General features: G+C 73.2%; 22 protein-coding genes and 2 tRNA genes. 10 read left to right on the top strand and 14 right to left on the bottom strand.

Annotated features, from left to right (window positions below; all coding sequences use genetic code 11):
* Positions 1-21: 21 nt before the first annotated feature.
* Positions 22-630 (top strand): response regulator transcription factor, encoded by a 609-nt coding sequence (locus tag C229_RS0113340; RefSeq protein WP_018655578.1) that lies wholly within the window; start codon positions 22-24, stop codon positions 628-630.
* Between the two features lie 51 nt (positions 631-681).
* Positions 682-754 (top strand) — tRNA-Lys (locus tag C229_RS0113345).
* A gap of 102 nt (positions 755-856) precedes the next feature.
* Here C229_RS0113345 and C229_RS0113350 read toward each other — a convergent pair.
* From C229_RS0113350 to C229_RS0113365, 4 genes are all read right to left on the bottom strand, one after another.
* Positions 857-1699, bottom strand: coding sequence for an alpha/beta fold hydrolase (locus C229_RS0113350; protein ID WP_026313756.1), 843 nt, complete (start codon positions 1697-1699; stop codon positions 857-859).
* A 2-nt stretch (positions 1700-1701) separates the two neighbouring features.
* A complete protein-coding gene (locus C229_RS0113355) occupies positions 1702-3021 on the bottom strand; it encodes a glutaminase (RefSeq protein ID WP_018655580.1) in 1320 nt (439 codons plus the stop codon).
* Positions 3022-3090: 69 nt separating this feature from the next.
* Positions 3091-4227, bottom strand: coding sequence for a methyltransferase (locus C229_RS0113360; RefSeq protein WP_018655581.1), 1137 nt, complete (start codon positions 4225-4227; stop codon positions 3091-3093).
* 206 nt (positions 4228-4433) lie between these two features.
* On the bottom strand, positions 4434-4868 hold the full coding sequence (locus C229_RS0113365; RefSeq protein WP_018655582.1) for a hypothetical protein: 435 nt from the start codon (positions 4866-4868) through the stop codon (positions 4434-4436).
* A gap of 187 nt (positions 4869-5055) precedes the next feature.
* On the opposite strand from C229_RS0113365, the gene C229_RS0113370 reads away from it, so the two are divergent.
* Positions 5056-5295 (top strand): hypothetical protein, encoded by a 240-nt coding sequence (locus C229_RS0113370; protein ID WP_018655583.1) that lies wholly within the window; start codon positions 5056-5058, stop codon positions 5293-5295.
* Between the two features lie 6 nt (positions 5296-5301).
* Here C229_RS0113370 and C229_RS0113375 read toward each other — a convergent pair whose 3' ends face one another.
* Genes C229_RS0113375 through C229_RS0113400 form a run of 6 tightly spaced genes read right to left on the bottom strand, consistent with a single transcriptional unit; the run spans position 5302 to position 11275 of the window.
* Entirely contained in the window at positions 5302-6906 is a 1605-nt protein-coding gene (locus C229_RS0113375; RefSeq protein WP_018655584.1) for a fused response regulator/phosphatase, read from the bottom strand.
* On the bottom strand, positions 6903-8600 hold the full coding sequence (locus C229_RS0113380) for an ATP-binding protein (RefSeq protein ID WP_018655585.1): 1698 nt from the start codon (positions 8598-8600) through the stop codon (positions 6903-6905). The genes C229_RS0113375 and C229_RS0113380 overlap by 4 nt, the downstream gene beginning before the upstream one ends.
* Positions 8597-9646, bottom strand: a complete 1050-nt coding sequence (locus C229_RS0113385) for an ATP-binding SpoIIE family protein phosphatase (protein WP_018655586.1) — start codon at positions 9644-9646, stop codon at positions 8597-8599. The genes C229_RS0113380 and C229_RS0113385 overlap by 4 nt, the downstream gene beginning before the upstream one ends.
* Positions 9634-10044 (bottom strand): anti-sigma regulatory factor, encoded by a 411-nt coding sequence (locus C229_RS0113390; protein ID WP_018655587.1) that lies wholly within the window; start codon positions 10042-10044, stop codon positions 9634-9636. Before C229_RS0113390 ends, C229_RS0113385 begins: the two co-directional genes overlap by 13 nt.
* The gene (locus C229_RS0113395) at positions 10041-10421 is read right to left on the bottom strand and encodes an STAS domain-containing protein (RefSeq protein ID WP_018655588.1); all 381 of its coding nucleotides are present in this window, start codon (positions 10419-10421) and stop codon (positions 10041-10043) included. Before C229_RS0113395 ends, C229_RS0113390 begins: the two co-directional genes overlap by 4 nt.
* Positions 10421-11275 carry an STAS domain-containing protein gene (locus tag C229_RS0113400; protein ID WP_018655589.1) on the bottom strand — a complete coding sequence of 285 codons (855 nt, stop codon included), beginning with the start codon at positions 11273-11275 and terminating at the stop codon, positions 10421-10423. Before C229_RS0113400 ends, C229_RS0113395 begins: the two co-directional genes overlap by 1 nt.
* 150 nt (positions 11276-11425) lie before the next feature.
* Here C229_RS0113400 and C229_RS0113405 point away from each other — a divergent pair, with 150 nt between their 5' ends.
* Positions 11426-14239 (top strand): FAD-binding and (Fe-S)-binding domain-containing protein, encoded by a 2814-nt coding sequence (locus C229_RS0113405; RefSeq protein WP_051108991.1) that lies wholly within the window; start codon positions 11426-11428, stop codon positions 14237-14239.
* On the opposite strand, the gene C229_RS0113410 is transcribed toward C229_RS0113405, so the two are convergent.
* On the bottom strand, positions 14211-15005 hold the full coding sequence (locus tag C229_RS0113410; RefSeq protein WP_018655591.1) for an SAM-dependent methyltransferase: 795 nt from the start codon (positions 15003-15005) through the stop codon (positions 14211-14213). The genes C229_RS0113405 and C229_RS0113410 overlap by 29 nt on opposite strands.
* 434 nt (positions 15006-15439) lie before the next feature.
* Between C229_RS0113410 and C229_RS32825 the strand changes: the two genes are divergently transcribed.
* The 4 genes from C229_RS32825 (at position 15440) to C229_RS30425 (ending at position 19000) form a co-directional block, all read left to right on the top strand.
* Positions 15440-16369 carry a fatty acid desaturase family protein gene (locus tag C229_RS32825; protein WP_240487293.1) on the top strand — a complete coding sequence of 310 codons (930 nt, stop codon included), beginning with the start codon at positions 15440-15442 and terminating at the stop codon, positions 16367-16369.
* Positions 16332-16404 (top strand) — tRNA-Lys (locus C229_RS0113435). Before C229_RS32825 ends, C229_RS0113435 begins: the two co-directional genes overlap by 38 nt.
* 131 nt (positions 16405-16535) lie before the next feature.
* On the top strand, positions 16536-18332 hold the full coding sequence (locus C229_RS0113440; protein WP_051108968.1) for an asparagine synthetase B family protein: 1797 nt from the start codon (positions 16536-16538) through the stop codon (positions 18330-18332).
* Positions 18333-18379: 47 nt separating this feature from the next.
* Positions 18380-19000 (top strand): DUF2238 domain-containing protein, encoded by a 621-nt coding sequence (locus C229_RS30425; protein WP_155884816.1) that lies wholly within the window; start codon positions 18380-18382, stop codon positions 18998-19000.
* On the opposite strand, the gene C229_RS32830 is transcribed toward C229_RS30425, so the two are convergent.
* Positions 18982-22572 (bottom strand): WD40 repeat domain-containing serine/threonine protein kinase, encoded by a 3591-nt coding sequence (locus C229_RS32830; protein ID WP_051108969.1) that lies wholly within the window; start codon positions 22570-22572, stop codon positions 18982-18984. The genes C229_RS30425 and C229_RS32830 overlap by 19 nt on opposite strands.
* A 200-nt stretch (positions 22573-22772) precedes the next feature.
* Between C229_RS32830 and C229_RS0113455 the strand changes: the two genes are divergently transcribed.
* Positions 22773-23417: a TetR/AcrR family transcriptional regulator gene (locus tag C229_RS0113455; protein WP_018655593.1), complete on the top strand. Its 645-nt coding sequence runs from the start codon at positions 22773-22775 to the stop codon at positions 23415-23417.
* A 2-nt stretch (positions 23418-23419) separates the two neighbouring features.
* Here the strand turns inward: C229_RS0113455 and C229_RS0113460 are convergent, their stop codons facing one another.
* On the bottom strand, positions 23420-24442 hold the full coding sequence (locus tag C229_RS0113460; protein ID WP_018655594.1) for an LLM class flavin-dependent oxidoreductase: 1023 nt from the start codon (positions 24440-24442) through the stop codon (positions 23420-23422).
* 147 nt (positions 24443-24589) lie between these two features.
* Between C229_RS0113460 and C229_RS0113465 the strand changes: the two genes are divergently transcribed.
* Positions 24590-24928 carry a DUF5713 family protein gene (locus tag C229_RS0113465; RefSeq protein ID WP_018655595.1) on the top strand — a complete coding sequence of 113 codons (339 nt, stop codon included), beginning with the start codon at positions 24590-24592 and terminating at the stop codon, positions 24926-24928.
* Between the two features lie 12 nt (positions 24929-24940).
* Here C229_RS0113465 and C229_RS0113470 read toward each other — a convergent pair whose 3' ends face one another.
* Positions 24941-25402, bottom strand: coding sequence for an MSMEG_6728 family protein (locus C229_RS0113470; RefSeq protein WP_018655596.1), 462 nt, complete (start codon positions 25400-25402; stop codon positions 24941-24943).
* Positions 25403-25598: the final 196 nt, after the last annotated feature.

A 25598-nucleotide genomic window follows, 5' to 3' on the forward strand; every position in this document is an offset into this window, starting at 1 on the left:
AGGGCGACCGCCGGAGGCGGGATGGATCTCGACGCAACGGCCCCCCTGCGCGTGCTCGTGGTGGACGGTGATCCCCGGGCCCGCGCCGATGTCGTCGCGCGGCTGACCGGCAGCGCCGAGCTGGAGGTCGTCGCCGAGACCTCGACCGGCCCGGCCGCGCTCGAACTGGCCGAACGGCTCCGGCCGGACGTCGTCCTGCTGGACGCGGCGGCCGCGCGGGCGGGCTGCACGTCGCCGCTCAGCCGGACGTCGCGCGTCTTCGTCATGATCGCCCCGGTCGACGGCGACGCGTCCACGCTGGAGTCGGCGCTGCGCGCGGGCGCCTGCGGGCATCTGGCGCCGGACGGCTTCACCGCGCCCGACCTGATCCGCCGCGTCCGCGACGCGACCCGGGTCGGCGGCGGCCTGTCGGCCCGCGAGGCGGAGGTCATGGACCTCATCGCGACGGGCCGCTCCAACGGCGAGATCGCCCGGCAGCTCTTCCTCAGCGAGAAGACCGTGAAGAACCACGTCAACCGCATCTACGCCAAGCTCGGGGTGCCGTCCCGCGCCCGCGCGATCGCCCTGTGGCGCGGCGTCGTCAGCGCCCTCCCGCCCGGCTCCCCGCACAGCAGAACCGATTCGCACTGACTCGCGGCCGCCTGCTAAAGTTCACTCGTCGCCGGGACACCGGCCAGACACGCGCCGTTAGCTCAATTGGCAGAGCAGCGGACTCTTAATCCGCGGGTTCGGGGTTCAAGTCCCTGACGGCGCACCCGCTTACCGAAGGGCGAACGCATCCTCGCGTTCGTCCTTCGTTCGTTTCGCCGGGGGACGCGGAGGAGCCGCCGCCCGGCGGCCCTCCGCGTCGTGGCGATCACTTGGCGAGGAAGTCCGTCAGGGCGGTGTTGACCTCGTCGGCGTGGGTCCAGAGCAGGCCGTGGGGAGCGCCCTCGACCTCGACGTAGTCGGCCTCGGGGACCGCCTGGCGGAACCGGCGTGCCGTGGCGTCGATCGGCAGGATGTTGTCCTTCGTACCGTGCAGGATCAGGGTCGGCTTGCCGGCCGCGCGGACCGCCTCGACGTCGCCGCGGAAGTCCTCGATCCAGGCCGGGACCACCGCGTACGCCGCGACCGGTGCGCTGCCGACCGCGACGTTCCAGCTACCGGTGACGGCCTCCTGGCTGATGCGGCCGCCCAGGTTCTCGTCCAGGTTGTAGAAGTCCTTGAAGAACTGCGTGTACCAGGCGTACCGATCGCCTCTCGCGGCCTCGGCGATACCGTCGAAGACCTCCTGCGGAACGCCCTCGGGATTGTCGTCGCGCCGCACGAGGAACGGTTCGAGCGAAGCGAGGAACGCGAGCTTGGCGACGCGCTCGTGCCCGTACCGGGCCACGTAGCGGGCGAGTTCCCCGGTGCCCATCGAGAACCCGACGAGCACGACGTCGCGCAGGTCCAGAGCCTCCAGCACCGTGTTCAGGTCGGCGGCGAAGGTGTCGTAGTCGTAGCCGGTACCCACCTTCGACGACCGGCCGAAACCGCGGCGGTCATAGGTGATGACGCGGTAGCCCCGCTCCAGCAGTTCGCGCGTCTGCCGCTCCCAGCTATGGCCGTTGAGCGGATACCCGTGAATCAGCACGACCGGCTGCCCGGAACCCTGATCCTCGTAGTACAGCTCGATCGACGTGCTGTTCTCGTTCCCCACCGAGATGAATCCCATGGTCATGACCCCTTCGATTCGTTTTTCCGGCCGGACGTGATCGGACGCGGGTTCACGGCCTGTTCGAGATCACCGACGACCGTGAGCCGGCCCCCGTCGCCGGGGTCCGGGTCCGGGATCATCGTCTCCGGATCGACCAGACAGACCTCGTGACCGTCCAGGGTGAGCCGGCGCGCGACCTCCAGGAGCATGCGCCGGGCCACGTCGTCGATCGACGAGACCAGGGAGACGTCGAGAACCACCCGCGGCTCTGCGGGCGCGGTCTCCACGACCTCGCGGACGATCCGCTCGGCTCCCGCGAAGCGGATTCCCCCTTGCAGCCGGAAGATCCGCGTCATGCCTCCCGTACCCGGGCGGATTTGGTTGGAACGTACGACCGCACGCGCCGCAGGTGGAACTTCCATCACATGCATTCCCATATCGGACGAGAACCGCTCGAAGAGCGCAACACCGCGCACGCTGTTCCCATGCCCGTCCAGCCGGGGGGAGAAGGTGGCGATGCCGAGCTGACCGGGAAGCGCGCCGATCAGGCCCCCGGCCACGCCGCTCTTCGCGGGGATGCCTACCTGAGTCGCCCAGTCCCCCGCCGCGTCGTACATGCCGCACGTGGCCATGACGCTCAGCACCTGGCGCACCACCGCCCCGTCCACCACCTGCTCGTTCGAGCGGGGATGCACGCCCCGGTTGGCGAGCGTCGCGGCCATCATGGCCAGGTCCCGCGCGGTCACGAGGACCGAGCACTGGCGGATGTAGCCGTCGACGACCGCCCTCGGGTCCTCGGTGAGGATGCCGTGGCTGCGCAGCATGTGCGCGATGGCGAGGTTGCGGTGCGCGTTGTCCATCTCGGACGCGCACACCGTCTCGTCGACCCTCAGCCGACGCCCGGCGAACGCCGAGAGCCCCCGGACGACGCGTTCGACGCGCTCGGCGGGCGTCATGTCCCCCGGACCGGCGAGGGCGTGCGTGGTGATCGCACCGGCGTTGATCATCGGATTGCGGGGGCGGCCCGTGTCGTTCTCCAGGGAGATCTCGTTGAACGCCTCCCCCGACGGCTCGACCCCGACCTTGGCCAGCACCGGGTCGAATCCGCGGTCGGACAGGGCCAGCGCGTACGCGAACGGCTTCGAGATCGACTGGATCGTGAACTCGACGTCGACGTCACCCGCGCCGTAGACCTCGCCGTCGACGGTGGCGAAGACGGCGCCGAGGCGCTCGGGGTCCGCCGCCGCGAGTTCGGGGATGTACCCCGCGAGCCGTCCGGAGGCGTCGGCCTCCACGTCGCGGAGTACCTCGGCCAGATAGTCGGGAACGACCGACCGCATGCTTTCTCCTTCACGAGAGTTCGCCGCCGGGCACGCGACGCGCACCCTCGCCCGCCGACCGGACGCACCTCAGCGGCGTACGGCGCGCAGGACGACGAACTTGGGGTTCGACGCGACCGTGGTGCAGTTGCCGAAGAGGCGGCGGAGTTTGGCGTGGTGGCCGAGGTGGCGGTTGCCGACGACGTGCAGTTCGCCGTGGCGGGCCAGGACGTCGCGGGCGGCGGTGAACATGCGCCAGGCGGTCGCGTCGGTGGTGGCCTGGTGCGAGTGGAACGGCGGGTTCACCAGGACGAGGTCGGCCGAGCCCGGCGGAAGGCCGTCCAGGCCGTCGCCCACGCGGAACCTCGCGCGGTCCGCCAGGCCGTTCGCGCGGACGGTCTCCTCCGCCGACGCCACCGCCTGGTAGGACTCGTCGGTGAACAGGATGTCGGCGTCCGGATGGGCGAGGGCGGCGCTGAGGCCGACGACGCCGTTCGCGCAGCCGAGGTCGATGACGCGGGCGAAATCGCCCGTGGGCAGGTGGTTCAGGAAGAACCGGGTGCCGATGTCGAGGCGGTCGGCGCAGAAGATCCCCGCGTGGTTGACGACCGTCCGTCCGGAGGCGGGGCCGACGTCGGCGGGCAGCGCATAGCGCTGGGGCCACGGACTCGGGGCCGCTTCGTCCGCCTTGTCCGGGCTCGTGAAGATCAGCCGGGCCTTGCGGACGGCGAGGGACGTCCGCGTCGGGCCAAGAATGTCCTCGAACAGGCGCAGCGTCGACGTGTGGATCTCCTTGACCATGCCGGTGCCGACGACGACGCTGCCCGCGTGCAAAGCCGGTGCGATACGGCGAAGCTGGTCGTCCAGCAGCGCCAGCGCCTTCGGCACGCGCACCAGCAGGACGTCCACCCGCTCCGGCGGCGCGTCCCGCGTGGTCAGCAGCCGCACCGACGACGGCTCGACGCCATTGCGCTCCAGGTTGCCCACCGTGGCGGTGCGGCCAAGGTAGGAGTCACCGACCTGCGTGACCGTCCGGGCGCCGGGAGCCGAGGCGAGCGCCGCCGTCAGCGCACCCCACCGGTCCCCCAGCGCGACCACCGAACCGGACAGATCGACGCCTCCCTCGGCGAGATGCCGCAGCAGGTACTCGTCGGCCGCGTCCCACGCGCGCAACCGCCCGTCCTCCGGATACCGGGCGAGCGCGACCGCACCCCAGGGCGTCTCCATATGCTCCATCGTCCGCCCAGGCTACGGCCCTCCGACCGGAAGCGGTCCCGCGTTCCCCGGCGCGCGCGGGCGGGCCTCTCCTACGCTGTCGCGCAATGCTCACCGAATCGAGGACGGACGTGCCGACCGACGAGCCCATCGAGCCCTTCCAGGGGTTCCGGCAGAACATCGACTACGCCCGGCAGCTCGTCGGGGGCGGCAGGCGGCTAGAACAGCTCCAGGTGGGGGCGTTCGACGTCGGTGACCTGTACCGCGCGGCGTGGGTGCAGGCGGTCGCGGCGCTGGACCACTGGCTGACCGAGGAGATCATCGAGCGGGCCGTCGCGCTCGCCCGGCAGCCCGCGGCGGTGCGGCCGGACAAGTACGGAAAGCTGACGATCGGCCTGGACGTCTTCGACCAGATCCACCACCACGGCCGGCCGCTGCCGGACGTCCTCCGCGCCCATTTCGCACAGTTCTTCGCGTTCCGCACGTTCCAGAACCCCGACAAGATCAAGGAGGGGCTGGCGTACGTCAGCGGCGTGAACCTCTGGCCGCGCGTCGCGCAGCTCCTGACCGCGCGGGAGGGCGGCGAGGTCACCGCCGATCAGGTGCGGACGCGCCTGCGCGCGGTCACCGACCGGCGCAACGCCATCGCGCACACGGCCGACCGCGACCCCACGACCGCGACCGGCCGCGACGCTCCTCGCCGTCTACCAGCACGCCGAGAAGCAGCCGACGTTCACCGGTTACTCCTTCGGCAGCGGCGCCGCGCCGTCGGTCACCGCCTGGTTCCACCTGGGTCACACCGACGCGCCGGTCTGGAGCATCTACGCGGGAGGCGACGACGTGGCGCTCTCCATCGACTTCGAATGGATGGCGGGTCGCGGTGCCGCCCGGGGCCGGATGACGCACCTGGCGAAAGATCTGAGCAGTCTCCCCGGATGCCGCAAGCTGCCCGAGATCCTGACGGAGAACGAGTTCGCCAAGCGCCCGTCACTGCTGCGAGCGGCGCTTTCGGGGCCGAAGGCCAAGTACGTCGTCCTGCACGCGCTCGACCGGTTCCTCACCGCGAAAGGCGACCTCTGAGCACCGCTACGGCGGTGCGGTGCGGTGGAGGACGATGAGGGCCACGTCGTCCTCGCGGTGGCCGAATTCGCCCAGGACGCGGTCGCAGTACGCCTCGGCGTCGCCGCCGAAGGGCATCTGGCGGAGACGTTCCAGGTTGTCGGAGAGGGAGACGTCGCGGTCCTCGATGAGGCCGTCGGTGTAGAGGGCGACGGCGCCGCCGGGCGGGACGGTGGTGTTCTCCACGTCGACGCCCGACACCGGGAAGCCCAGCAGGATGCCGCCGCCCTTGCCGTACCAGGCGCGGTCGTCGTGGTGGAACAGGGCGGGCAGGTGGCCCGCGCCGGCCAGCTCCAGGTCGCCGGTGCGCGGGTCGAGCGTGAGCAGGCAGACGGTGGCGGACTGGTCGTCGTGGTAGCGGTGCATGACGCTGTTGAGGCGTTCCAGGATCGTCGCCGCGTCGTGGCCCTCGTCGGCGAAGGCGCGCAGCGCGTGCCGCAGCTCGGCCATGACGGTCGCGGCGTGCAGCGAGTGGCCCTGCACGTCTCCGATGGCGATGAGCAGCGTGCCGTCCAGGTCGATGATCTCGTAGAAGTCGCCGCCGACCTCGGCCTGCTCGCTGGCGGGCTCGTAGCGGACGGCGAACGTCCAGCCCGCGACCTCCGGCAGCAGCGACGGCAGCAGGCTGCGCTGGAGCGTCAGCGCGACGGTGTGCTCCTCGGCGTAGGAGCGCAGCGCCTCCACGGCGAGCGCGACCGTCTGCGCGAGCTGGCGCAGCAGGTTGAGGTCCTCTTCGTTGGCGAGCCCGCCCGCCTCCAGCGCGATGCAGATCGGCGGGCGGCCCGGCAGGGTGCGCGCCATGATGAACACGGCGTCCTGCTCGGTGTTGGGGTCGGCGACGATCTCACCGAGCCGGGCGTACGGGACGCGCGCCACCGCAGATCCGGTGCTCTCCCCCAGCGGGACGAACCGGCGGCTCAGCTGCTCCAGCGCGTCGGGCGGGCAGCCGCGCGGCTCGGGCGGCAGCGCCGGGTCGAGGCAGACGGTGCGCCGCAGCCGCCCGTCCACCGACATGATGAACGACGAGGCCCGCACCCCGAAGATCTCGGCGGCGCCGGTGGCGGTCGCGGCGGCGAGCCGGTCCAGGTTCCCCGCCGAGTTGATCTCCAGCGTGGCGCGGGTCAGCGCGGCCAGCCGCCCGGCGGTGCGCTCGGCGCGGCGCCGCGCCAGGTAGTAGCGCAGCACCGCCTGGACGGTGGCCAGGAACTCCTCGGGGTCGATGGGGTCGGTCATGTAGGCGTCGGCGCCCTGCCGCAGGCCGTGCGTGCGGTCGGCGCTGTCGATCGCGGTGGCGGAGATGTGGATGACGGGCAGTGACGCGTACTCGGCCGTCGTCTTGATCCGCTCGCACACCTCGATGCCGCTCATGTCGGGCAGCCGGACGTCGAGGATGACCAGCTCGACGTTGTGCTCCGCGAGCCGCTCCCACGTCTGCGCGGCGCTGGCGGCCTCGATGACGGTGTGCCCGGCGCGGCGCAGCCAGCTCCCGATGATGTAGCGCTTGGTGTCGTTGTCGTCGACGACGAGCGCGGTGACGAGGTCGGCGCGCGCGGCGGTGGACAGCGGGCTCATCGGACGGCCTCCCGGGCGCGGCGCACCGCGTCGAACAGCACGGGCCGGTCCAGGACCGCCTTGTCGACGGTAGCTCCGGCGCGGGCCAGACGCGAGTCCGTGAGGAGGGCGACGTCGAGCGCGGTGACGAGGACGACGGGGACGTCCGGCCCGATCCGGCCGAGGACGTCCAGGCCGTCGCCGCCGGGCATGTTCAGGTCGAGCAGGATGAGGTCGGGCGGGTCGGCGGCGACGGCCTCCAGCGCCGACGGAGCCGAGTACGCCTCGCTGACGCGGTCGGCGGCGTCACCGAGCAGGCCGCGGAGCTGGGCGCGCCGCGCGTCCTCGTCGTCGACGATGAGGACGTGGCCGAGCCGGGGCACCTCGCCCGCCGGGAGCCGCAGCGTCACGCGGGTGCCCTGGCCGGCCTCGCTGTGCAGGTCGAGGCCGCCGCCGAGCAGTTCGGCGAGCCGCCGCGCGTAGGGCAGGCCGAGGCCGGTGCCGCCGGAGGTGCCCGGCACCTGGAAGAACTCCTCGAAGACGCGGCGGTGGAACTCCGCGGGGATGCCGACGCCGGTGTCCGCGACGGTGAACAGCAGGTCGTCGCCCTCGGCGCGCACCTCGACGCTGACCTCGCCCTCGCGGGTGAACCGGATGGCGTTGCCGACGACGTTGCGCAGGATGCGGGTCAGCATGACCTCGTCGGTCGCCAGCTCGACGGGTTCGGCGGGCAGCTCGGTGCGCAGCGCGATGCCCGCCTGCGCGGCCTGCGGGACGAGCTGCTCGGTGAGCGCGGTGACGACGTGGGTGACCGGCACGGTGCGGATCTGCGCGACGAGCGCGCCGCGTTCGGCCTTGGCCAGGTCGAGCAGCTCGTTGACGAGCGACAGCATCGTCTCGCCGGAGTCGGCGATGAGGCCGACCTGGTGGCGCTGCTCGGCCGACAGCGGCTCGGCGGCGGCGTCGAGCAGCAGCCGGGTGAGGCCGATGACGGAGTTGACGGGGGTGCGCAGCTCGTGGCTGATGCTGGCCCAGAACCGGTTCTTGGCCTCGGCGGCCTCGCGGAGCTGCGCGCTCTTGTCGTCCAGTTCGGCGTAGAGGGCGACGACGCCGCGGTTGGTCTCCTCCAGCTCCTGGGAGAGCTGGCTGTACAGGGCGAGGACGCCCCGGTTGGTCTCCTCCAGCTCGGCGTTGAGGGAGCGCAGTTCCTCGCGCTGGCGGCGGACGTCGTCGAGCGCGTCGATGAGTTCGGCGTTCTGCACGCGCAGTTCGTCGGCGGCGGTGGAGGACACGCGGACGGAGAAGCGGTGCCGCAGGTCGGCGGCCTCGCGCGGCGACGGCGGGTCGACGCCGGCGGGCAGGTCGCGGTGCAGGCGCAGCACGGTGCCGCCCGGGCCGGTCCGTTCCTCGACGCCGCCGAGCAGGCGTTCGGCGGCGCGCAGCCCGGCGCTGGGGACGTCGCCGGGCTCGGCGTCCAGCGCGAGTTCGACGGTCAGCCCCGCGCGCGGGGAGCGGATGAGCAGGAACGTGACGCGGACGACGCCCAGGTGCGCGACGAGGTCGCGGGTGATCTCCGACAGCGCGGTGGGCAGGCGGACCTGGTCCTGCGGGTCGAGGCGCACGGCCGCGCACAGCTCGCGGGACGCGCGGCGCACCTCGTAGATCTCCTCCTGGTCGCGCAGGTCGAGCCGGAGCAGTTCACCGGCGACGCTCACCCGGCCTCCTTGATCACGACGATGGAGCGGTCGTCCTGCCGGACGCCCGCGTCGCGGAGCAGCACGGCCGCGACGACGAGCGGCGCCCGCGCCAGCAGGCCGGGGGTGTCGGCGGTCTTCCAGCGGTCGGTCAGGCCGTCGGAGTGCAGCACGACCGCTCCCCCGGCGGGCAGGTCGTAGGAGTACTCGCGGAAGGTGCGGGCCTGGTGCCCGGCGATGCCGGGGACGGAGATCATGCCGCGCCGCGCGTCCGGGCCGACGACCCATCCGGCGACGTTGCCGAGCCCGGCGAACCGGACGGTGCGGGCGGCGAAGTCGATGGCGGCGACGGCGACGGCGCCGCCCCGGGTGGGCCGCAGGCGCCGGTGCACGAGCCGCAGGAGTTCGACGGGCGACGCGTCCGGGTCGGCCTCGCGGACGGCGCGGACCGCCTCCTGGCTGGCGGTTGCGGCGAGGGGGCCGTGCCCGAGGCCGTCGCAGAGCAGGGCGAGGACGCGGTCGCCGGAGTAGTGGACGGCGTAGGCGTCGCCGCAGATCTGCTCGCCCCGGATCGGGCGGGTGAGTCCGGCGTAGGGGAGGTCGGGGGCGGGTTCGGCGGGTTCGTCCTGGACGGCGAACGCCGCCGTGAGGACCGAGCCGCGGCCGGGCACCGAGTGCAGGTCGCTGCGGTCGGCCAGCCGGTTGATCGCGCCGAGGCCGATGCCGAGCGTGCCGGACGTGGAGTAGCCGTCGCGCAGCGAACGCGGCACGTCGGACATCCCGGGGCCCTTGTCGATGCAGACCAGCTCGATCGCGGGCACGCCGCCCGCGCGGGTGACGCGCAGCGTCATCGTGCCGTCGCGGGCGTGCTTGTGCAGGTTGGAGGCCGCCTCGCTGGCGGCCAGCGCGATCTGGGCGAGGCGGTCGGGCTCGAACCCGAGCGGTTCGGCGAGGGCCGTGGCGCGGCGGCGCGCGGCGGCGACGGCGCTGACGTCCTCGACGGGCAGCCACACCGACTCCTCGTCGGTGGGGCCGACCGACCAGCCCGGAGCGCTCAGCGGCCCCATTTCACCACCGTGATCCGGGTTCCGGCGCCGGGCGCGCTGTCCAGCGAGAACTCGTCGACGAGCCGGCGGGCGCCGGACAGGCCGAGGCCGAGGCCGTTGCCGCTCGTCCAGCCGTCGGTGAGCGCGAGGTCGAGGTCGGGGATGCCGGGCCCTTCGTCGGCGAACAGGATGCGGATTCCGGCGCGGCCCAGGCCGCTGTCGACGCGTTCGACGCGGGCGTGCCCGCCGCCGCCGTAGATGAGCGTGTTGCGGGCCAGCTCACTGGCCGCCGTGACGATCTTGGTCTGGTCGACGAGGGACAGCTTCGCCGCCCCGGCGGCCTCCCGGACGGCCTGCCGGACGCGCACGACGTCGTCGCCCGAGCCGATGGGGATCTCGGTGGCCCCGGCGTCGGTCACCGTCGGTCCCGGGGACCGGCGGCCAGCCCGTCCACGCCGAGCAGCCGCAGGCCCTTCTCCAGGTCGAGGGCGGTGCGCACACCGCCGAGCGACAGGCCCAGCTCGACCAGCGTGATCGCGACGGCGGGGCGCATGCCGACGACGATGGTCTCGGCGTCCAGCAGCCGGGAGATGGACGCGATCGTCGCGAACATCCGGCCGATGAACGAGTCGACGATCTCCACGGCGGTGATGTCGATGATCACGCCGCGGGCGCCGGTGGCGACGATGCGGTCGGCGAGGTCTTCCTGGAGGTTCAGGACGCTCTGGTCCTGGAGGTCGATCTGGATCGACACCAGCAGGATGTCACCGATCTTGAGGACGGGGACGCGTTCCATCACCGCTCCCGCTTCTCGCCCAGCACCACGCCCCGGTGCTCCAGCGCGTATCCGAGCGCGTCGGCGAGGGTGGCCTTGGTGACGATGTCGCCGAACTCGATGCCGAGCGTCACGATCGTGTGGGCGATCTGCGGGCGGATGCCGGAGATGACGCACTCGGCGCCCATGAGGCGGGCAGCGACGACCGTCTTCAGCAGGTGCTGCGCGACCTCGGTGTCGACGGCGGCGACGCCGGTGATGTCGATGACGGCGTACTCCGACCCGGTGTCCACGAGGGTCTGGAGCAGCGTCTCCATGACGACCTGGGTGCGCGCCGAGTCGAGCGTGCCGATCAGCGGGACGGCGACGATGCCCTCCCACAGCTTCACGACCGGTGTGGAGAGTTCCAGCAGGCTCTCGGCCTGATCCGCGATGACCTGTTCGCGGGCGGCGGCGTAGGTCTCGAAGGTGTGCAGCCCTAGGTCGTCCATGACGGCGGAGAACTCGATGAACTGCCGGTAGGCGGCCTGTTCGTCGGTGTCGCCGCCCTCCATGTTCTCGTAGAGGGCCTGCTTGAGCGCGAAGACGCTCACCGCGATCTCGGTGGGGCTGAACCCCTGGCGGGCGCGGGAGCGGGACAGGTCACCGAGCGCGCCGCGCAGCTCGTCGGCCGCGGCGCCGCGCGGGCCCTCCTCGGCCACGCGGACCGCGAGCTCGAACAGCTCGGCGGTCTCGGCGCGCAGTTCACGCTCGGTGATGCGGCCCTGCACGGTCGCGGCGATGATGGCGACCCAGCGGCCGAGAACGTCGTCGCGGCGCCGCCGGAGCAGCTCGGCGATGGCGCCCTGCGCGGCGGCGTCCTGCTTGGTTTCCAACGGTGCCCCACTTCGTTAACACCCGACAAGTAGGTGAAGAGTACCGCCCGTCGCGGGCGATCAGTCGCGATTGCCACCCGCGCTACGATCGTGGCCATCAGCGCAGATGAAACGGTGGATCGGGGCACGGCGCACACCCGCGCCGCGCTGATGGACGCGCTGCTCCGGGCGGGCGTCTCCGGCGTGGACGGCTCCGCGCTGGCGCGGTCGCTCTACGCGTCCGACGCCTCGCTCTACCGGGTGCCGCCGCAGGTCGTCGTCACTCCGCGTGAGGGCGGGGAGCTGACCGCCGCGCTGGAGGTGTGCCGGGCGGCCGGGGTGCCGCTGACGCTGCGGGGCGCGGGCACGTCGCTGGCCGGGAACGCCGTGGGGCCGGGCGTCGTCGCCGACGTGAGCCGCCACCTGAACCGCGTCCTGGAGATCGACCCCGACGCCGGGACGGCGCTCGTCGAGCCGGGCGTCGTCCAGGAGAACCTGCACGCGGCGGCGCGGGCGCACGGGCTGCGGTTCGGGCCCGACCCGTCCACCCGGACGCGGGTCACGCTCGGCGGGATGATCGGGAACAACGCGTGCGGGTCGCGGGCGCTCGGATACGGGCGGACGTCCGACAACGTGCTCGGGCTCGACGTCGTGGCGGGCACCGGGGAGCGGCTGCGGCTCGGTGACGTTCCCGGCGCGGACGGCGGCGGCGACCTGACCGGACGGCTCCGCGCGCTCACCGCCGACCGTCTCGCCCTGCTGCGCACCGAGTTCGGGCGGTTCGGACGGCAGGTGTCGGGTTACTCGCTGGAGCATCTGCTGCCCGAGCGCGGCTTCGACGTCGCCAGGATGCTCGTCGGCAGCGAGGGCACGCTCGCGGTGACGCTCGCGGCGCGCGTGCGGATGGTGCGCGAGCCCGCGCACCGGGTGCTGGTCGTGCTCGGCTACGGGTCGATGGCCGAGGCCGCCGACGCCGTTCCCGCGCTGCTGCCGCACGGGCCGATCGCGTGCGAGGGCCTGGACGCGCGGATCACGTCCGTCGTCGCCGGGCGGCGCGGCGCGGCGGCCGTCCCGGCGCTGCCGCGCGGGTCTGGGTGGCTGCTCGTCGAGCTGGCCGGGGACGACCTGACCGACCGCTCCACGGCGCTGATCGCCGGTTCCGGCTGCCTGGACTCGCTGCTCGTCACCGACATGGCGCTCGCCGACGCGCTGTGGCGCATCCGCGAGGACGGCTCGGGGCTCGTCGCGCGCACCCCCGCCGGGGAGCAGGCGTACGCGGGATGGGAGGACGCCGCCGTCCCGCCCGCGCGGCTCGGCGCGTACCTGCGGGAGTTCGAGGCGCTGCTGACGGCGCACGGGCTGTTCGGCGTCCCGTACGGGCATTTCGGCGACGGCTGCGTGCACGTCCGCGTCGACTTCCCGCTCACCCGGCCCGGCGGGACCGGCGTGTTCCGCGCCTTCCTGGACGAGGCCGCCGCGCTCGCCGCCGCGCACGGCGGGACGATGTCGGGCGAGCACGGCGACGGCCGGGCCCGGAGCGCGCTGCTGCACCACATGTACTCACCGGACGCGCTCGCGCTGATGGCGGCCGTCAAGGACGTGTTCGACCCCGGCGACGTGCTCAACCCGGGCGTCATCGTCGCGCCCGCGCCGGTGGACGCCGACCTGCGCGCGCCGTCGGCCGGGTCGTCGCCGGGCACCGGGCTGCGGCTGCACCACGACAGGGGCGACCTGTCCCGCGCGGTGCACCGGTGCACCGGCGTCGGGAAGTGCCGGGCCGACAACACCGGGACGGGCGGCGTGATGTGCCCTTCGTACCTGGCGACGCGCGACGAGAAGGACTCCACGCGGGGCCGGGCGCGGGTGTTGCAGGACGCCGTGTCCGGGCGGCTCGGGCCGCAGCCGTGGCGGTCGGACGCGGTGCGCGACGTCCTCGACCTGTGCCTGGCCTGCAAGGGCTGCGCGACCGACTGCCCGACCGGCGTCGACATGGCGTCGTACAAGGCCGAGGCGCTGTACCGCCGCTACCGGCGCCGTCCGCGTCCCCGGGCGCACTACGCGCTGGGCTGGCTGCCCCGCTGGACCCGGCTCACCGGCCGCTCGCCCCTGCTGGCGCGCGGGGCGAACGCCGTGCTGGCCCTGCGCCCGCTGGTCGCGTGGGCCGCCGGGCTGGACCGCCGCCGCGCCCTGCCGTCGTTCGCGCCTCGGACGTTCCGCTCCTGGTTCGCCGAGCATGCCGCGCCCGCCGGGGGCGACGAGGTCGTGCTGTTCGTGGACACCTTCACCGACGCCTTCTCCCCCGACGTCGGGCGGGCGACCGTGCGGGTGCTGGAGGACGCCGGATACCGCGTGACCGTGCCGGGACCGGTGTGCTGCGGGATCACGTGGATCTCCACGGGGCAGCTCGACGGGGCGCGGGCACGGGTGCGGGCGGCCGTGCGGGAGCTGCTGCCCTACGTGCGGCGAGGGGCGCGGATCGTCGGGATGGAGCCGTCCTGCACGGGCGTGCTCCGCGCGGACGCGGCCGAACTGCTCGACGGCGCCGAGGCCGCGGCCGCCCGCGAGGTCGCCGCCGCGACGCGCACGCTGGCCGAGCTGCTCACCGAGACGCCCGGCTGGGCGCCGCCCGACCTGTCCGGCGTGACGGCCGTCGCGCAGCCGCACTGCCACCACCACGCCGTCCTCGGGTGGACGGCGGACGCGGCGCTGCTCGCGGCGGCCGGTGCCGCCGTGCGGCGCCTGGGCGGATGCTGCGGGCTCGCCGGGAACTTCGGCGTCGAGAAGGGGCACCACGACGTGTCCGTCGCGGTCGCCGAGCACGCGCTGCTGCCCGCCGTCCGGGCGGCCGGGGCGTCCGACGTCGTCCTCGCCGACGGGTTCAGTTGCCGGACGCAGCTCGACGCGCTCGCGCCGCGCGGCGGCGAACACCTCGCGCAGCTCCTCGCCCGGCACCTGCCTAGCGGCGGACGACCCCCGCGAGCGTGAAGCTCAGCTCCGGCGCGTCGCCGGGGTCGGCGTCGTCGTCCGGGCGCCACTCGGGCGTATAGGTGAGGCCCGGGTCGAGCCAGGTGAAGCCGGTGAACAGGGCGCGGACGGCGTCCCGTTCCCGGCCCCGGAAGTGGCTGGTCGTCGGGTCGAACACGCGGCGGACCGGGTCGGACGCCTCCGGGCGCGGCTCCTGCGTGATGTGCGTGAACACGACGTGGCTGCCCGGGACGAGCCGCGCGCGCAGGTCGTCCACGGCGGCGCGGGCCCGCGCGTCGTCCTCGATGAAGTGCAGCACCCGGTCGAGGATCACGACGACCGGCCGGTCGAAGTCGATCAGCGCGCGGGCGGCCGGGTCGCGGGTCACGTCCGCCGGGGAGAGCAGGTCGACGCCGACGACGGCCGTGTTCGGGTGCGTGAGCAGCGCGCGGCCGTGGGTCAGCGCGACCGGGTCCTCCCCGGCGAACAGGACGCGGGCGTCCGGCGCGATCCGCGCCGCCGTCTCGTGCACGTTCCCGGCGGCGGGCAGCTTGTCGCCGACGTCGACGAACTGCGTCTCGCCCGCCGCGGCCAGGTGCCGGACGGCGCGGCACAGGAACGCGTGGTTCGCCCGCGCCGCCGTCGCCGCCTGCGGGATGATCTCCAGCAGCTCGGCGGCGACGCGGCGGTCCGCCGCGTAGTTGTCCTTGCCGCCCAGCAGATAGTCGTAGATGCGTGCGGTGCTCGGCGTGTGGAGATCGACACCGCGCGGGAAATCCTCGGCCATGGGCACCTCCTCGGCTCGCGGTGCGACGACCCTAACGCGCCGGAAACATGAGCCGGGTTCGGGTCAGACCCTTTCCGTTTTTCGTCCTCATCCGCACGAATTCCGGCGCGGGCGACTCAGTTGACGTTCTATCTCCGCGCACGGCCCGCTGCGAGAGTCGGACGTCCGTGCACCGAACTCCCGCAGGGACGGCAATGACGACCACCGCGCACCTCACGGCCGCCGACTACGCGGCCATCGGCCGCGAACTCGACGCCCTCCGGGCCGAGATCGCCGCCGACCTCGGCCCCGACGACGCCGCCTACATCCACCGCGTGATCCGCACCCAGCGCTACCTGGAGCTGGCCGGGCGGGCGATGCTGCTGGCGTCGTCCCGCAAGCCGGTGTGGATCGCCGGGACCGTGACACTGTCGCTGGCCAAGATCCTGGAGAACATGGAGATCGGGCACAACGTCATGCACGGCCAGTGGGACTGGATGCGCGACGAGAAGATCCATTCCACGACGTGGGAATGGGACAGCGTCGCCCCCGCCGAGCAGTGGAAGCACCTGCACAACTACGTGCACCACACGTTCACCAACGTCCTCGGCAAGGACGACGACCTGGGCTTCGGGCTCGTCCGGATCGCGCCCGAGCAGGAATGGCACCCGTTCTTCCTGGCGCAGCCGGTCTACGCGCTGCTGCTCCAGATGTTCTTCGAGTACGGCGTGGCCGTCGCCGACCTGGAGCTGGACAAGGTCCTGGCCGGCGAGGACGACCGCGCCGAGACCCGCCGCAAGCTCACCGCGATCCGCGGCAAGATCGCCCGCCAGTGGGGCAAGGACTACGTGGGCTTCCCCCTGCTGACGGGCCGCCGCTTCGGGTACACCCTCGCCGCGAACGCCACGGCGAACATCGCCCGCAACCTGTGGGCGTCCACGATCATCTACTGCGGGCACTTCCCGGACGGCGCCGAGGTCTTCCCCGAGTCGTGGCTGGACGAGGAGACCAAGGGCGAGTGGTACGTCCGGCAGCTCCTCGGCACCGCCAACATCAGCGGCGGGCGCCTCTTCCACATCATGACCGGCAACCTCAGCCACCAGATCGAGCACCACCTGTTCCCCGACCTGCCCAGCAACCGCTACGCCGAACTGGCGCCGCGCGTCCGCGCGCTCTGCGAGAAGTACGACCTCCCCTACTCCACGGGCGGCCTGACGAAGCAGATCGGCAGCACCTGGTCCAAGATCTTCCGCCACGCCCTCCCCCCGAAGAAAACCGGTACGTCCCACCTCTCCCGCCCTGCTAACCTGGACGAGTCAGGCACCACGGCACCACGCGACCTGACACGCGCCGTTAGCTCAATTGGCAGAGCAGCGGACTCTTAATCCGCGGGTTCGGGGTTCAAGTCCCTGACGGCGCACCCACCACCACGAGAGCAGACGCGAGTCGCGTCTGCTCTTTCGTGTTTCCGGGGGTCGTCGCGCCGTGTTCATGCCGTGTTCGTTCCGGGGTGGTGGGGTGGGGCGTATGCGTGCTTGTCTTGTCGTTTCCGTGGGGGACGCCGGGGGGCGGATTCCGGACGGGGTTCTCGCGGCGGCGCGGTGGGCCGTCGGGGAGGCCGTGCCCGTGCCCGCCGACGTGTGGCGTACTGCGGAGTGGGTGGCGCCGGACGGCGGGACCGCGCTGCTGGCCTGGTCGAACGAGCCCGTCGAGGAGCCGTTCCCCGCGCCGGTCCTGACGTCGGGCGGGCGGGCGCTGGCCTACTGCGGGTACCTGGGCGCCAAGGGCGACGCCGACCTGCTGCTGGACGCCGCGTCGCTCGGTGCGGAAGCGGACGGCCTCGGCGGCTGCTTCTCGGTGTTCCGCGCCGGGCCGGACGGGTTCGAGGCGGCCACGTCCATCACGCGGGCGTGCCCCGTCTACACCGCCGAGGCGGGCGGGCTGCGGTTCGCGGCGTCGCGTGCGCTGCTGGCGCATCTGGCGGCGCGGGCCGCCGCGACCGGGCTGACCCGCCCGGCGCCCGCCTATGACGTGATGGCGTTGCAGTCGATGGTGCGGCACGGGTTCTTCGCGTCCGACGAGACGCCGTTCGAGGGCGTGCGGGCGGTGCCGAACGCGGCGACGTTCGTCGCGCGGCGCGGACGGCCCGCCGCCGTCGTCGCACGGCCGCTGCCCGAGCAGGAGCCCGCGCCGCGCGGCCGCAAGGAGGCCGTCGCGCGGGCCGAGCCGCTGGCCGAGGCGCTGCTGGCGGCCGTCGAGCCGTTCCGGTGGCACGACCGGCCGCTGCGGCTGGCGCTGTCGGGCGGACGCGACAGCCGGCTGATCGCCGCCGCGTGCCACGCCGCCGGAGTGCCGTTCTTCGGCGCGACGCACGGCCTGGCCGACAGCCCGGACGTGGTGCTGGCGCAGCGGGTCGCCGCGGTGCTGGGCGTCGAGTGCCGGGTGACGGTCGACCGGCAGCGGCCCGGCGCCGTCGTCGTCGGGCATCCGGTGCGGCGGGCGCACGCGCTCGTCCGCATGTGCGAGGGCATGAACTCGGCGTACGAGGGCGTCAACCGGTGGGCGCCGTTCGACCCGGAGCCGCGCAGCTCCGGTTCCGGCGGCGAGCGCCTGCGCGGCGGCTTCCTCACCGACCAGGCCGACCTGTCCCCCGACGGCGTCCGCGCGCGGTTGAAGACCGTCTTCCTGGCCCAGAGCGAGTTCCTCACCCCGGACGCCAACGCCCACGCCGAACGCCACCACGCCGCGTGGGTCGCGCGTTACGAGCGCGACGGCGTCGACGTCCTCGACAAGCTGCACATGTTCTACAAGACGGGCCGCTGGCTGGCGGGCTCGCACACGGCGACCCTGATGAACTGGGCGTACTACCACCCCTTCCTGGACAACCGCGTCGTCCGCGCCGCGCTGGCGCTGCCCGTGGAATGGCGGATGACCGAGGAACCGGTCGCGCTCGCGCTGCACCGGCTCGCCCCGCGCCTGCGCGACGTCCCCTTCGACGGCAAACGCTGGCGTTTCGAGACCGAGCGCCCCCGCTCCCTCCGCTCCTGGCCGGGCTGGCGCCGCCGCGCCACCCCGCCGAGCACCGCCGCGGCGGGCTTCAACTGGCGCAAATCCTACGGCCACGACCTGGCCGACGTCTTCCGCGCCCACATCCTCGACGCCCCCGCCGAACTCTTCTCCATCGTCGACCGCAAGGCCGTCGAACGCCGCCTGTCCGAGGTGCCGCCCCGCCGCCCCGGCCAGAGCTGGCACCTCCTCTCCCTGTCGGTCCTCCTCTCCGGCACCTGGCGCACCCCCGAACCCACCGACCTCCCCGACATCGAGGTCCCCCTCCCCGCTCGCGAATGAGTACCTGTACGGAGGTGCCGGGGCGGCGGCGCGGCAAGGATGGGGGCATGTCCTCCCCCTTGTGGCGCTTCGCCGCCATTGCCATGAAGGTCGCGCTCGCGGCCCTGCTCGTCCTGGCCGTGCTGTTCCCGGGCTGGGATCGGTTCGCCGACAAGGCGATGGACGTCCGCGCCGTCGCGTACCCGGTCGCCGTGCTGCTCGTCGCCGGGGTGTGGGCGGCGCGCGGACGGCGCGGCGCGTATCCGTGGGACGTGGACGCGCTGCTGACGGCGCCGTTCCTCATCGACGTCGCGGGGAACGCCGCCGACCTGTACGACGCCGTCGAGTGGTTCGATGACGCGTGCCACTACGGGAACTGGGCGCTGCTCGCGGGCGCCGCCGGGATCGCGATGCGCCGGTGGGGCGGGCTCCGGTCGTGGGTGCTCGTGCTGTGCTGCGCCGGATTCGGGGCGATCACGGCGATCCTGTGGGAACTGGCCGAGTACGCGATCTTCATCCTGGACACCCCCGAGGTGGGCACGCTCTACCAGGACACGGTCGGCGACCTCGTGCTCGGCCTGCTCGGGGCGACGACGGCGGGCGTCGTCCTCGCCGTCCGGAAGCCCGCCGCCCCGGCGCCCGGGGAACCGGACGCCGAGGCGGCCGGCCGTCAGCAGGTCGTGCGGTAGGGGACGCCGTTGCCGACCAGGCGGTCCCACTCGGCGCGGGAGAGGCCGCCGGTGCGGGAGCAGAGGTCCTTCTTCAGCAGGTGCGGCGCGACGGTGTGGGTGACGAGCTTGGCGTCGTCCTGGCCGACGCTGAACAGCCGGGTGCCGTCCGGGCTGAACGCGAGGGACTGGACGTCGGTGCTGTTGGTCGTCGCGGTGTGACCGGTCAGCGGGAGACCCAGGCGACGGCCGGTGCCGACGTCCCACAGGTCGACCTTGCCGCGGACGTCGGCGGTGGCGGCGAGCCGCCCGTCCGGCGAGATCGCGGTGATGGGCGACGGCCCCTTCGGGAGCCGGATCGGGCCGCCGCGCTGGCGGAGCGTCGCCACGTCCCAGAACCGCAGGGAGCGCTGCTCGACCGACCCCTCGACCGTCGCCAGGACGCCCTGCGGGCTGAGCGCCTGGACGCTGCGGATCGCGGCCGGGGCGTTGAGCGCGCCGGGTTCGACGACGGTCCGCCCGGACGGGAACGCGACCACGCCGAGGTCGAGCGCGGACACGACGCGCTTGCCGTCCTTGCTCCAGACGATCTGTGTCTCCGAGTCCACCGAGAGCGTCGACGGCTGCTTCGTCCGCGCCTCCCCCAGTTTGCGGCCGTTCGCGCTGTCGTAGAACGCGAGCACGGCAGGCCGCGTCGAGACCACGACGGCCACCGCCCGCCCGTCCGGCGAGAACGACGGCAGCGGCCGCAGCGACGGCGCCGAACCGGTCTGGATCACGGTGCGCCGCGCGCCGGACCGCACGTCCCAGACCTCGATCGCGCCGCTCTCGTCGGGCAGCGCGAGGAACCGCCCGCCGGGCGACAGCGCCATCTCGCGTCCGACCGGGTGGCCGATGCGCAGATCGGACCGCTTGGTCCGGGTCCGGGCGTCCCAGATCTGGAGGGTGTCAGGGTCCACGCCCAGCGTCGGCACGCGGACGGCCAGCGTGCTCCCGTCCGGGCTGATCGCCGTCTTCACGCTCAGCGGCGCGAACCGCAGCGGACGGGTGAAGCTGGACACGTCGAGCGACCGCACCCGGGCCTCGCCGTCGACGCAGCGCAGCGTCGTCCCGGCGGCGTCGAACCGGGTGCCCGAGCACATCGCGTCCGGCCGGTAGCGCAGATAGGGCTGCTCCTGCGTGCCGGGCTCGGTGCTCCACAGCGTCGTGTCGGTGGCGATGTAGCCGCCGTCCCGGCTGAAGTCCAGCGACGTGTCCTGCATGTCTTTGGGCGCCGACAGCGTCGTGCGGACCTTCCGCGTCCGCGCGTCCAGCACGACGATGACGTCACCGGCGCGGGTGGCGAGGAAGCGGCCGTCCGGGCTGAACGTCGTGCCGACGAACTGGCGGGCGCCGTCGAACGGGTACCGGCCGCGCGCGTCGTGGTCGCCGGAGACCTCCTTGCCGGTCGTCAGGTCCCACCAGGCCAGCCGCGTCCTGTTCTTCCCGGCCGCCAGCGGCAGCACCATGAAGCGCTCGTCCGGCGGCATCGCCGGGCTCCACACGCTGCTGTCGCCCTTGGCGCGGAACAGCGTCCGGCCGGTCGCCGCCTCCACGACCGTGATGTCGCCCCGGTAGGTCGTGACGAGCTTCGCGCCGGTCGGGCTGAGGTGCAGGCCCGCGCCGGCCCGGTGCTTGTACGGAAGAGGGGACGGGGTGCCGCGCGCGACGTCCCAGAACGTCTGGGTGCCGTCCTGCTGGAGGGTGAACAGGCGCTTGCCGTCGAGCGTGAGGTCCAGACCGGCGAGCTGCGCGCCGGGGAGGTTGATCGTCCGCACGATCCGGCGGGCCTCGGGGTCGACGATGACGGCCCGGTTCTGCTCGCGCTTGAAGAAGACGAGCGGGCCGCCGTTCTGCGGGTAGGCCCGGTTCCACGAGCCGTCGATGCCCGGCGGCGTCCAGATGTCACGTTCCCACTGGGAGCTCAGCGTCACCAGGGCGTGGTGGGTGTCGGCGTTGCCGGGGGCGAGCGACTCGGCGGCGACGGCGAGGCGGCGGGCCAGCGCCGGGTCGGTCCGCCGCGACTGGACGGCCTGCGCGGCGAGCTGCCGTCCGACGGCCGCGTCGCGCTGCGCGGACACCGTCGCGTTGGCCTTGCTCAGGTTGAGGCTCTGGAACCCGGCGGCGACGCCCGCGCCGGTGGCGATCAGCAGCAGGACGGCCAGCGCGGCGGCCACGACGGTGCGGGTCCGGGCGCGGACGCGGGTCTGCGCGACCGACGCCGCGATCAGGTCGCGTTCGGCGAGGTTGAGGGTGAGCCTGCGGCGGCCGGTCGACGCCCAGCCGAGCGCGTCGTCCAGGCTCGATCCCTGGAGCAGGTCGGCGGTCTTGCGGCCGTGCGCGTTCCAGCGGCGGGCGGCTCCGGCGAGGGCGTGGTGGCCGTCCAGCCCGGCGCGTTCGGCCTCGACCCAGTCGCGCAGCCGGGGCCAGGCGCGCAGCAGCGCCGGGGTGGTGATGGCGGCGACGCCGCCGGTGATGCGGAGCAGGCCCGCGTCGCTGAACGCCCGCAGCACGCGTTCGACGGTGAAGTGGCCGGTCTCGCCGTCCTCGAACTCCTTGATCGGGACGGTGCACAGGACGTCGTCGGCGCCGGGCCGGGCGACGATCATCCGGAGCAGGATGCGCGGGACGGCCTGCCGGGCTTCGGGGTCGAGGCCGTTGTGGACCCGTTCGGCGATGTCAGCGAGGGACGGCGGAAGCGGCGTGGGCGGCCGGGTGGTCTCGGCGGCGGCCCGCCCGGCTTCGAGCGGGTTGCGGGGCTCGCCGCCGACGAGCCCGGCGAGGATGTCGCCGGGTGCCGGGCGGGCGGCGGGGTCCTGGCTGAGCGCGGCTTCGACCAGGCCGCGCAGCGGCTCCCGGAGCCTGCCGGTGTCGGGGTTCTTCGTGGTGATCTGGTGCATCAGGACGGGCAGGGTGCCGCCGTCGAACGGCGGCACGCCGTCGGCCGCGAACAGCACGATCGCGCCCCACGCCCACACGTCCACGGCGGGCGTCGCCTGCCCGCCGCGGAACAGCTCGGGCGCCATCCAGCGCGGGGTGCCCTTGAGGCCGGTGGCGCTGCGCGACATCTCGTCGGTGCGGGCGATGCCGAAGTCGATGACGCGCGGCCCGTCCGGCCCGATGAGGACGTTGGCGGGTTTCAGGTCGCGGTGGATCACGCCCGCGCGGTGGATGGACGCCAGCGCGGTCGCGATGCCGATGGCGAGGCGGTACAGCTCGTCGGGGCCGTAGGCGCCGTGCTCCTCGACCCAGTGGTGCAGGTCGGGGCCGGGCACGTACTCGCTGACGATGTAGGGCGGGACGTGGTCGAGATCGGCGGCGATGATCCGGGCGGTGCAGAACGACGCGATGCGCTGGAGGGTCGCGACCTCGCGGCGCATCCCGTCGCGCAGCCGGTCGGTGAGCGCGTCGGCGTGCAGCGCCTTGACGGCGACGCGGTCGCCCTGGGCGTCGTAGCCCTCGTAGACGACGCCCTGGCCGCCGGCGCCGAGCCGCGCGGCGAGCCAGTAGCCGCCGAGCTGCCGGGGATCTCTGTCGAGCAGGGGGGCACCCACGTGTTCACTCCTCGGGACGGGCGGGGCCGCACCCCGCCACCACAGAAAGACATCTTTGTCTGCCTGGGTTTGGGACGGAACCTCGGGGCATGAAGTTCGCGCCCCGTTCACCCCGGAACGCCACCTCGCCACCCTTGACTGGCGAAGTCGCACCAGGTCCGCGAGGTGAGAACGAGAAGTTCGTGGACTACAGTGTGCGCATGGTCACACCGCGCCGCCTGCCGCGCGGGCGGACGGCGCTGCCCCCCGAAGAGGTCACCCGCGTTCAGCGCGGGCGGCTCTGCCGAGCCATGATCGAGGCCGTGGCGGAGAAGGGGTTCGCCGCGACGTCCGTCCAGGACGTCCTCCAGCGCTCCGGCGTCGCGCGGCAGTCCTTCTACCAGGTGTTCTCCTCCAAGCTGGACTGCTTCCTGGCCGCGTTCGACCTGGCCACCGGGTACCTCAAGGAGCGGATCACCGAGGGCCTGGCCCCCTCCCCCGGCGACCCGGACGGCGGCGTCCACCCCCTCGACCTCTACGAGCGCGGCCTGACGGCCTACCTCGACGCCCTGCGCACCGAGTGGCCCGCCGCGCGCCTGTTCCTCGCCGAGATCTACGCCGCCGGGCCGGACGCCGTCGAGCGCCGCGCCGCCAACCAGGAACTCCTGGTGAGCCTGCACGCCGACGTCCTCGGCGCCACCGACGAACGCGGGATGCTCGCCTGCCGCATGATCGTCGCGGCGATGGCGTCGCTGGTCACCGGCGCCGCCGCGACCGACCGCCGGGACCGGCTCGACGAGGCCGCCGAGCAGCTCCGCGCGTACGTCCGGGCCCTGTGGGACGCGGGGTTCTTCGCCCCCGCCTGACCTCAGCGCCAGCCGAGGCCGGGCGCGACGTGGGTGAGGATGCTCTCCAGCACGTGCGCGTTGTAGTCGACGCCGAGCTGGTTGGGGACGGTGAGCAGGAGCGTGTCGGCGGCCTGGATCGCCTCGTCCTCGGCGAGCTGCTTGATCAGGACGTCCGGTTCGGCCGCGTACGAGCGGCCGAAGATCGCCCGGGTGTTCGCGTCGATCATCCCGATCTGGTCGCCGGAGTCGGTGCGGCCCCCGAAGTAGGCGCGGTCACGGTCGTCGGTCAGCGCGAAGATGCTCCGGCTGACCGAGACGCGAGGTTCACGCTGATGACCCGCCTTGGCCCACGCCTCCCGGTACGCCTCGATCTGCTTGCGCTGCTGGACGTGCAGGGGTTCGCCCGTCTCGTCGTCCTTCAGGGTGGAGCTCTGGAGGTTCATGCCCAGCTCCGCCGCCCAGACGGCCGTGGCGTTCGAGCTGGAACCCCACCAGAGGCGGTCGCGCAGCCCGGCCGAATGCGGCTCGACGCGCAGCAGGCCCGGCGGGTTGGGGAACATCGGCCGCGGGTTCGGCTCGGCGAACCCCTCGCCTCGCAGCACGTTCAGCAGCACTTCGGTGTGCGCCCGCGCCATGTCGGCGTCGGTCTCGTCCTCGGCGGGCGCGTACCCGAAGTACCGCCAGCCGTCGATCACCTGCTCGGGCGAGCCGCGGCTGATGCCGAGCTGGAGCCGCCCGCCCGCGATCAGGTCGGCGGCGCCCGCGTCCTCGGCGAAGTACATCGGGTTCTCGTACCGCATGTCGATCACGGCGGTGCCGATCTCGATCCGCGACGTCCGCGCGCCGACCGCCGCGAGCAGCGGGAACGGCGAGGCGAGCTGCCGGGCGAAGTGGTGCACCCGGAAGTAGGCGCCGTCCGCGCCCAGCTCCTCGGCGGCCACGGCCAGGTCGATCGACTGGAGCAGCGCGTCCGCCGCCGAACGCGTCCGCGACCCGCCGCCGTCGCTCCAGTGCCCGAACGAGAGAAACCCGATCTTCTTCATACCCCGCTCCAACCCCCGTCCCCCCGAGGGGATTCCGCCGCCCGTGCGACGGCGTCGTCTTTCCCCTACCCGGCGAGCGCGGCGACCACCGGAAACGTCGGTGGCGGACGGAAGGATCGGGGGCATCCGAGCCGCGAGGAGACCGCAGTGCCCACGAACCCCGACCTGGCCGCGTACCCGTTCCTCGCCGGGATGTACGACGACGCGTACTTCCCCGACGCCCTCGTCGACAAGGGCGCCGCCATCCTCGTCCGGCTGTGCGAACGCGTCGAGGCCGAACGGCCCGCCGACCTGCCCGCCCTCTACGCCCTCACCGCCGCCGCGACACACGAGTTCAACGCCCTCGACGAGGAGTTCGGCGCCGCCGGCGGCGGCATCGAGACCGTGGGCCGCGACGTCATAGCCACCGACATCCTCCACATCGCCACGTCCTACGGCTTCCCCGACGCGGACATAGAAGACCTCGTAGCCGAACGCGACTGGTGACGTCCCGGGCTTTCAGCGGTCGGAGGCGGGCCAGACGTAGGGGAGGTCGTCGGGGTCGGTGGGGAAACGGGGGCGGTAGAAGGCGGGGTCCTTGCGGAGCAGGGCCGAGCGGTGGCTGCGGTGGAAGGGCTCGTCGCCGAGCCAGGGCGGGAGGTCGCCCGCGGCGGCCAGTTCGGGCTGCGCGCGGGGACGCGTGACGCCCGTCGCCGACGTGAGGTCGGTGGTCAGGGTGGTGGCGCAGGTGTCCTTGCGGTCGAGGGCGCACCACTGGGCGCAGATCGTCAGGCCGTAGCGGACCAGGGCCTCCTCATAGCCCGTCCACATCTTCACGGCGGGGTGGTTGCGCCAGCCGTAGCCGGGCACCGTGAGGCCCCGGAGAACCTGGAGCGCCTCGACGCGCTGCTTTCCCAGGCGGCGCGGGTCCAGGGCGGCGGCCGTCGCGGCGAAATCGGCATACGGCAGAAACGTCTGCATTTTCCGGCCTCCCCACTCTCATCGCTCCCGTTCCTTTCCTCACTTCCCACCGCCATCCGGCGTCCTGGGCAAAAAATTCACCGCCCATCTGCTTGGCGGAAAATGAGTGTTTTGCCCGGTTACTTGGCATCGAACCAGTAAAAGCTGGGAAGAATAAACGCCAGGAGAGCTCTCCGGTCCCACCCCATCGCGGCAG

The organism is Actinomadura flavalba DSM 45200 (assembly GCF_000374305.1).
GTDB classification, from domain to species: domain Bacteria; phylum Actinomycetota; class Actinomycetes; order Streptosporangiales; family Streptosporangiaceae; genus Spirillospora; species Spirillospora flavalba.

What these genes read in the sequence shown, in the direction of transcription:
- C229_RS30425 (WP_155884816.1), top strand. Translation starts at nt 18,380, where the DNA reads ATGTCCTCCCCCTTGTGGCGCTTCGCCGCCATTGCCATGAAGGTCGCG.
- C229_RS0113360 (WP_018655581.1), bottom strand. Translation starts at nt 4,227, where the DNA reads ATGGAGACGCCCTGGGGTGCGGTCGCGCTCGCCCGGTATCCGGAGGAC.
- C229_RS0113410 (WP_018655591.1), bottom strand. Translation starts at nt 15,005, where the DNA reads ATGGCCGAGGATTTCCCGCGCGGTGTCGATCTCCACACGCCGAGCACC.
- C229_RS0113455 (WP_018655593.1), top strand. Translation starts at nt 22,773, where the DNA reads ATGGTCACACCGCGCCGCCTGCCGCGCGGGCGGACGGCGCTGCCCCCC.
- C229_RS0113405 (WP_051108991.1), top strand. Translation starts at nt 11,426, where the DNA reads ATGGACGCGCTGCTCCGGGCGGGCGTCTCCGGCGTGGACGGCTCCGCG.
- C229_RS0113375 (WP_018655584.1), bottom strand. Translation starts at nt 6,906, where the DNA reads ATGAGCCCGCTGTCCACCGCCGCGCGCGCCGACCTCGTCACCGCGCTC.
- C229_RS0113460 (WP_018655594.1), bottom strand. Translation starts at nt 24,442, where the DNA reads ATGAAGAAGATCGGGTTTCTCTCGTTCGGGCACTGGAGCGACGGCGGC.
- C229_RS0113350 (WP_026313756.1), bottom strand. Translation starts at nt 1,699, where the DNA reads ATGGGATTCATCTCGGTGGGGAACGAGAACAGCACGTCGATCGAGCTG.
- C229_RS0113395 (WP_018655588.1), bottom strand. Translation starts at nt 10,421, where the DNA reads ATGGAACGCGTCCCCGTCCTCAAGATCGGTGACATCCTGCTGGTGTCG.
- C229_RS0113355 (WP_018655580.1), bottom strand. Translation starts at nt 3,021, where the DNA reads ATGCGGTCGGTCGTTCCCGACTATCTGGCCGAGGTACTCCGCGACGTG.
- C229_RS32825 (WP_240487293.1), top strand. Translation starts at nt 15,440, where the DNA reads ATGGAGATCGGGCACAACGTCATGCACGGCCAGTGGGACTGGATGCGC.
- C229_RS0113385 (WP_018655586.1), bottom strand. Translation starts at nt 9,646, where the DNA reads ATGGGGCCGCTGAGCGCTCCGGGCTGGTCGGTCGGCCCCACCGACGAG.
- C229_RS0113340 (WP_018655578.1), top strand. Translation starts at nt 22, where the DNA reads ATGGATCTCGACGCAACGGCCCCCCTGCGCGTGCTCGTGGTGGACGGT.
- C229_RS0113470 (WP_018655596.1), bottom strand. Translation starts at nt 25,402, where the DNA reads ATGCAGACGTTTCTGCCGTATGCCGATTTCGCCGCGACGGCCGCCGCC.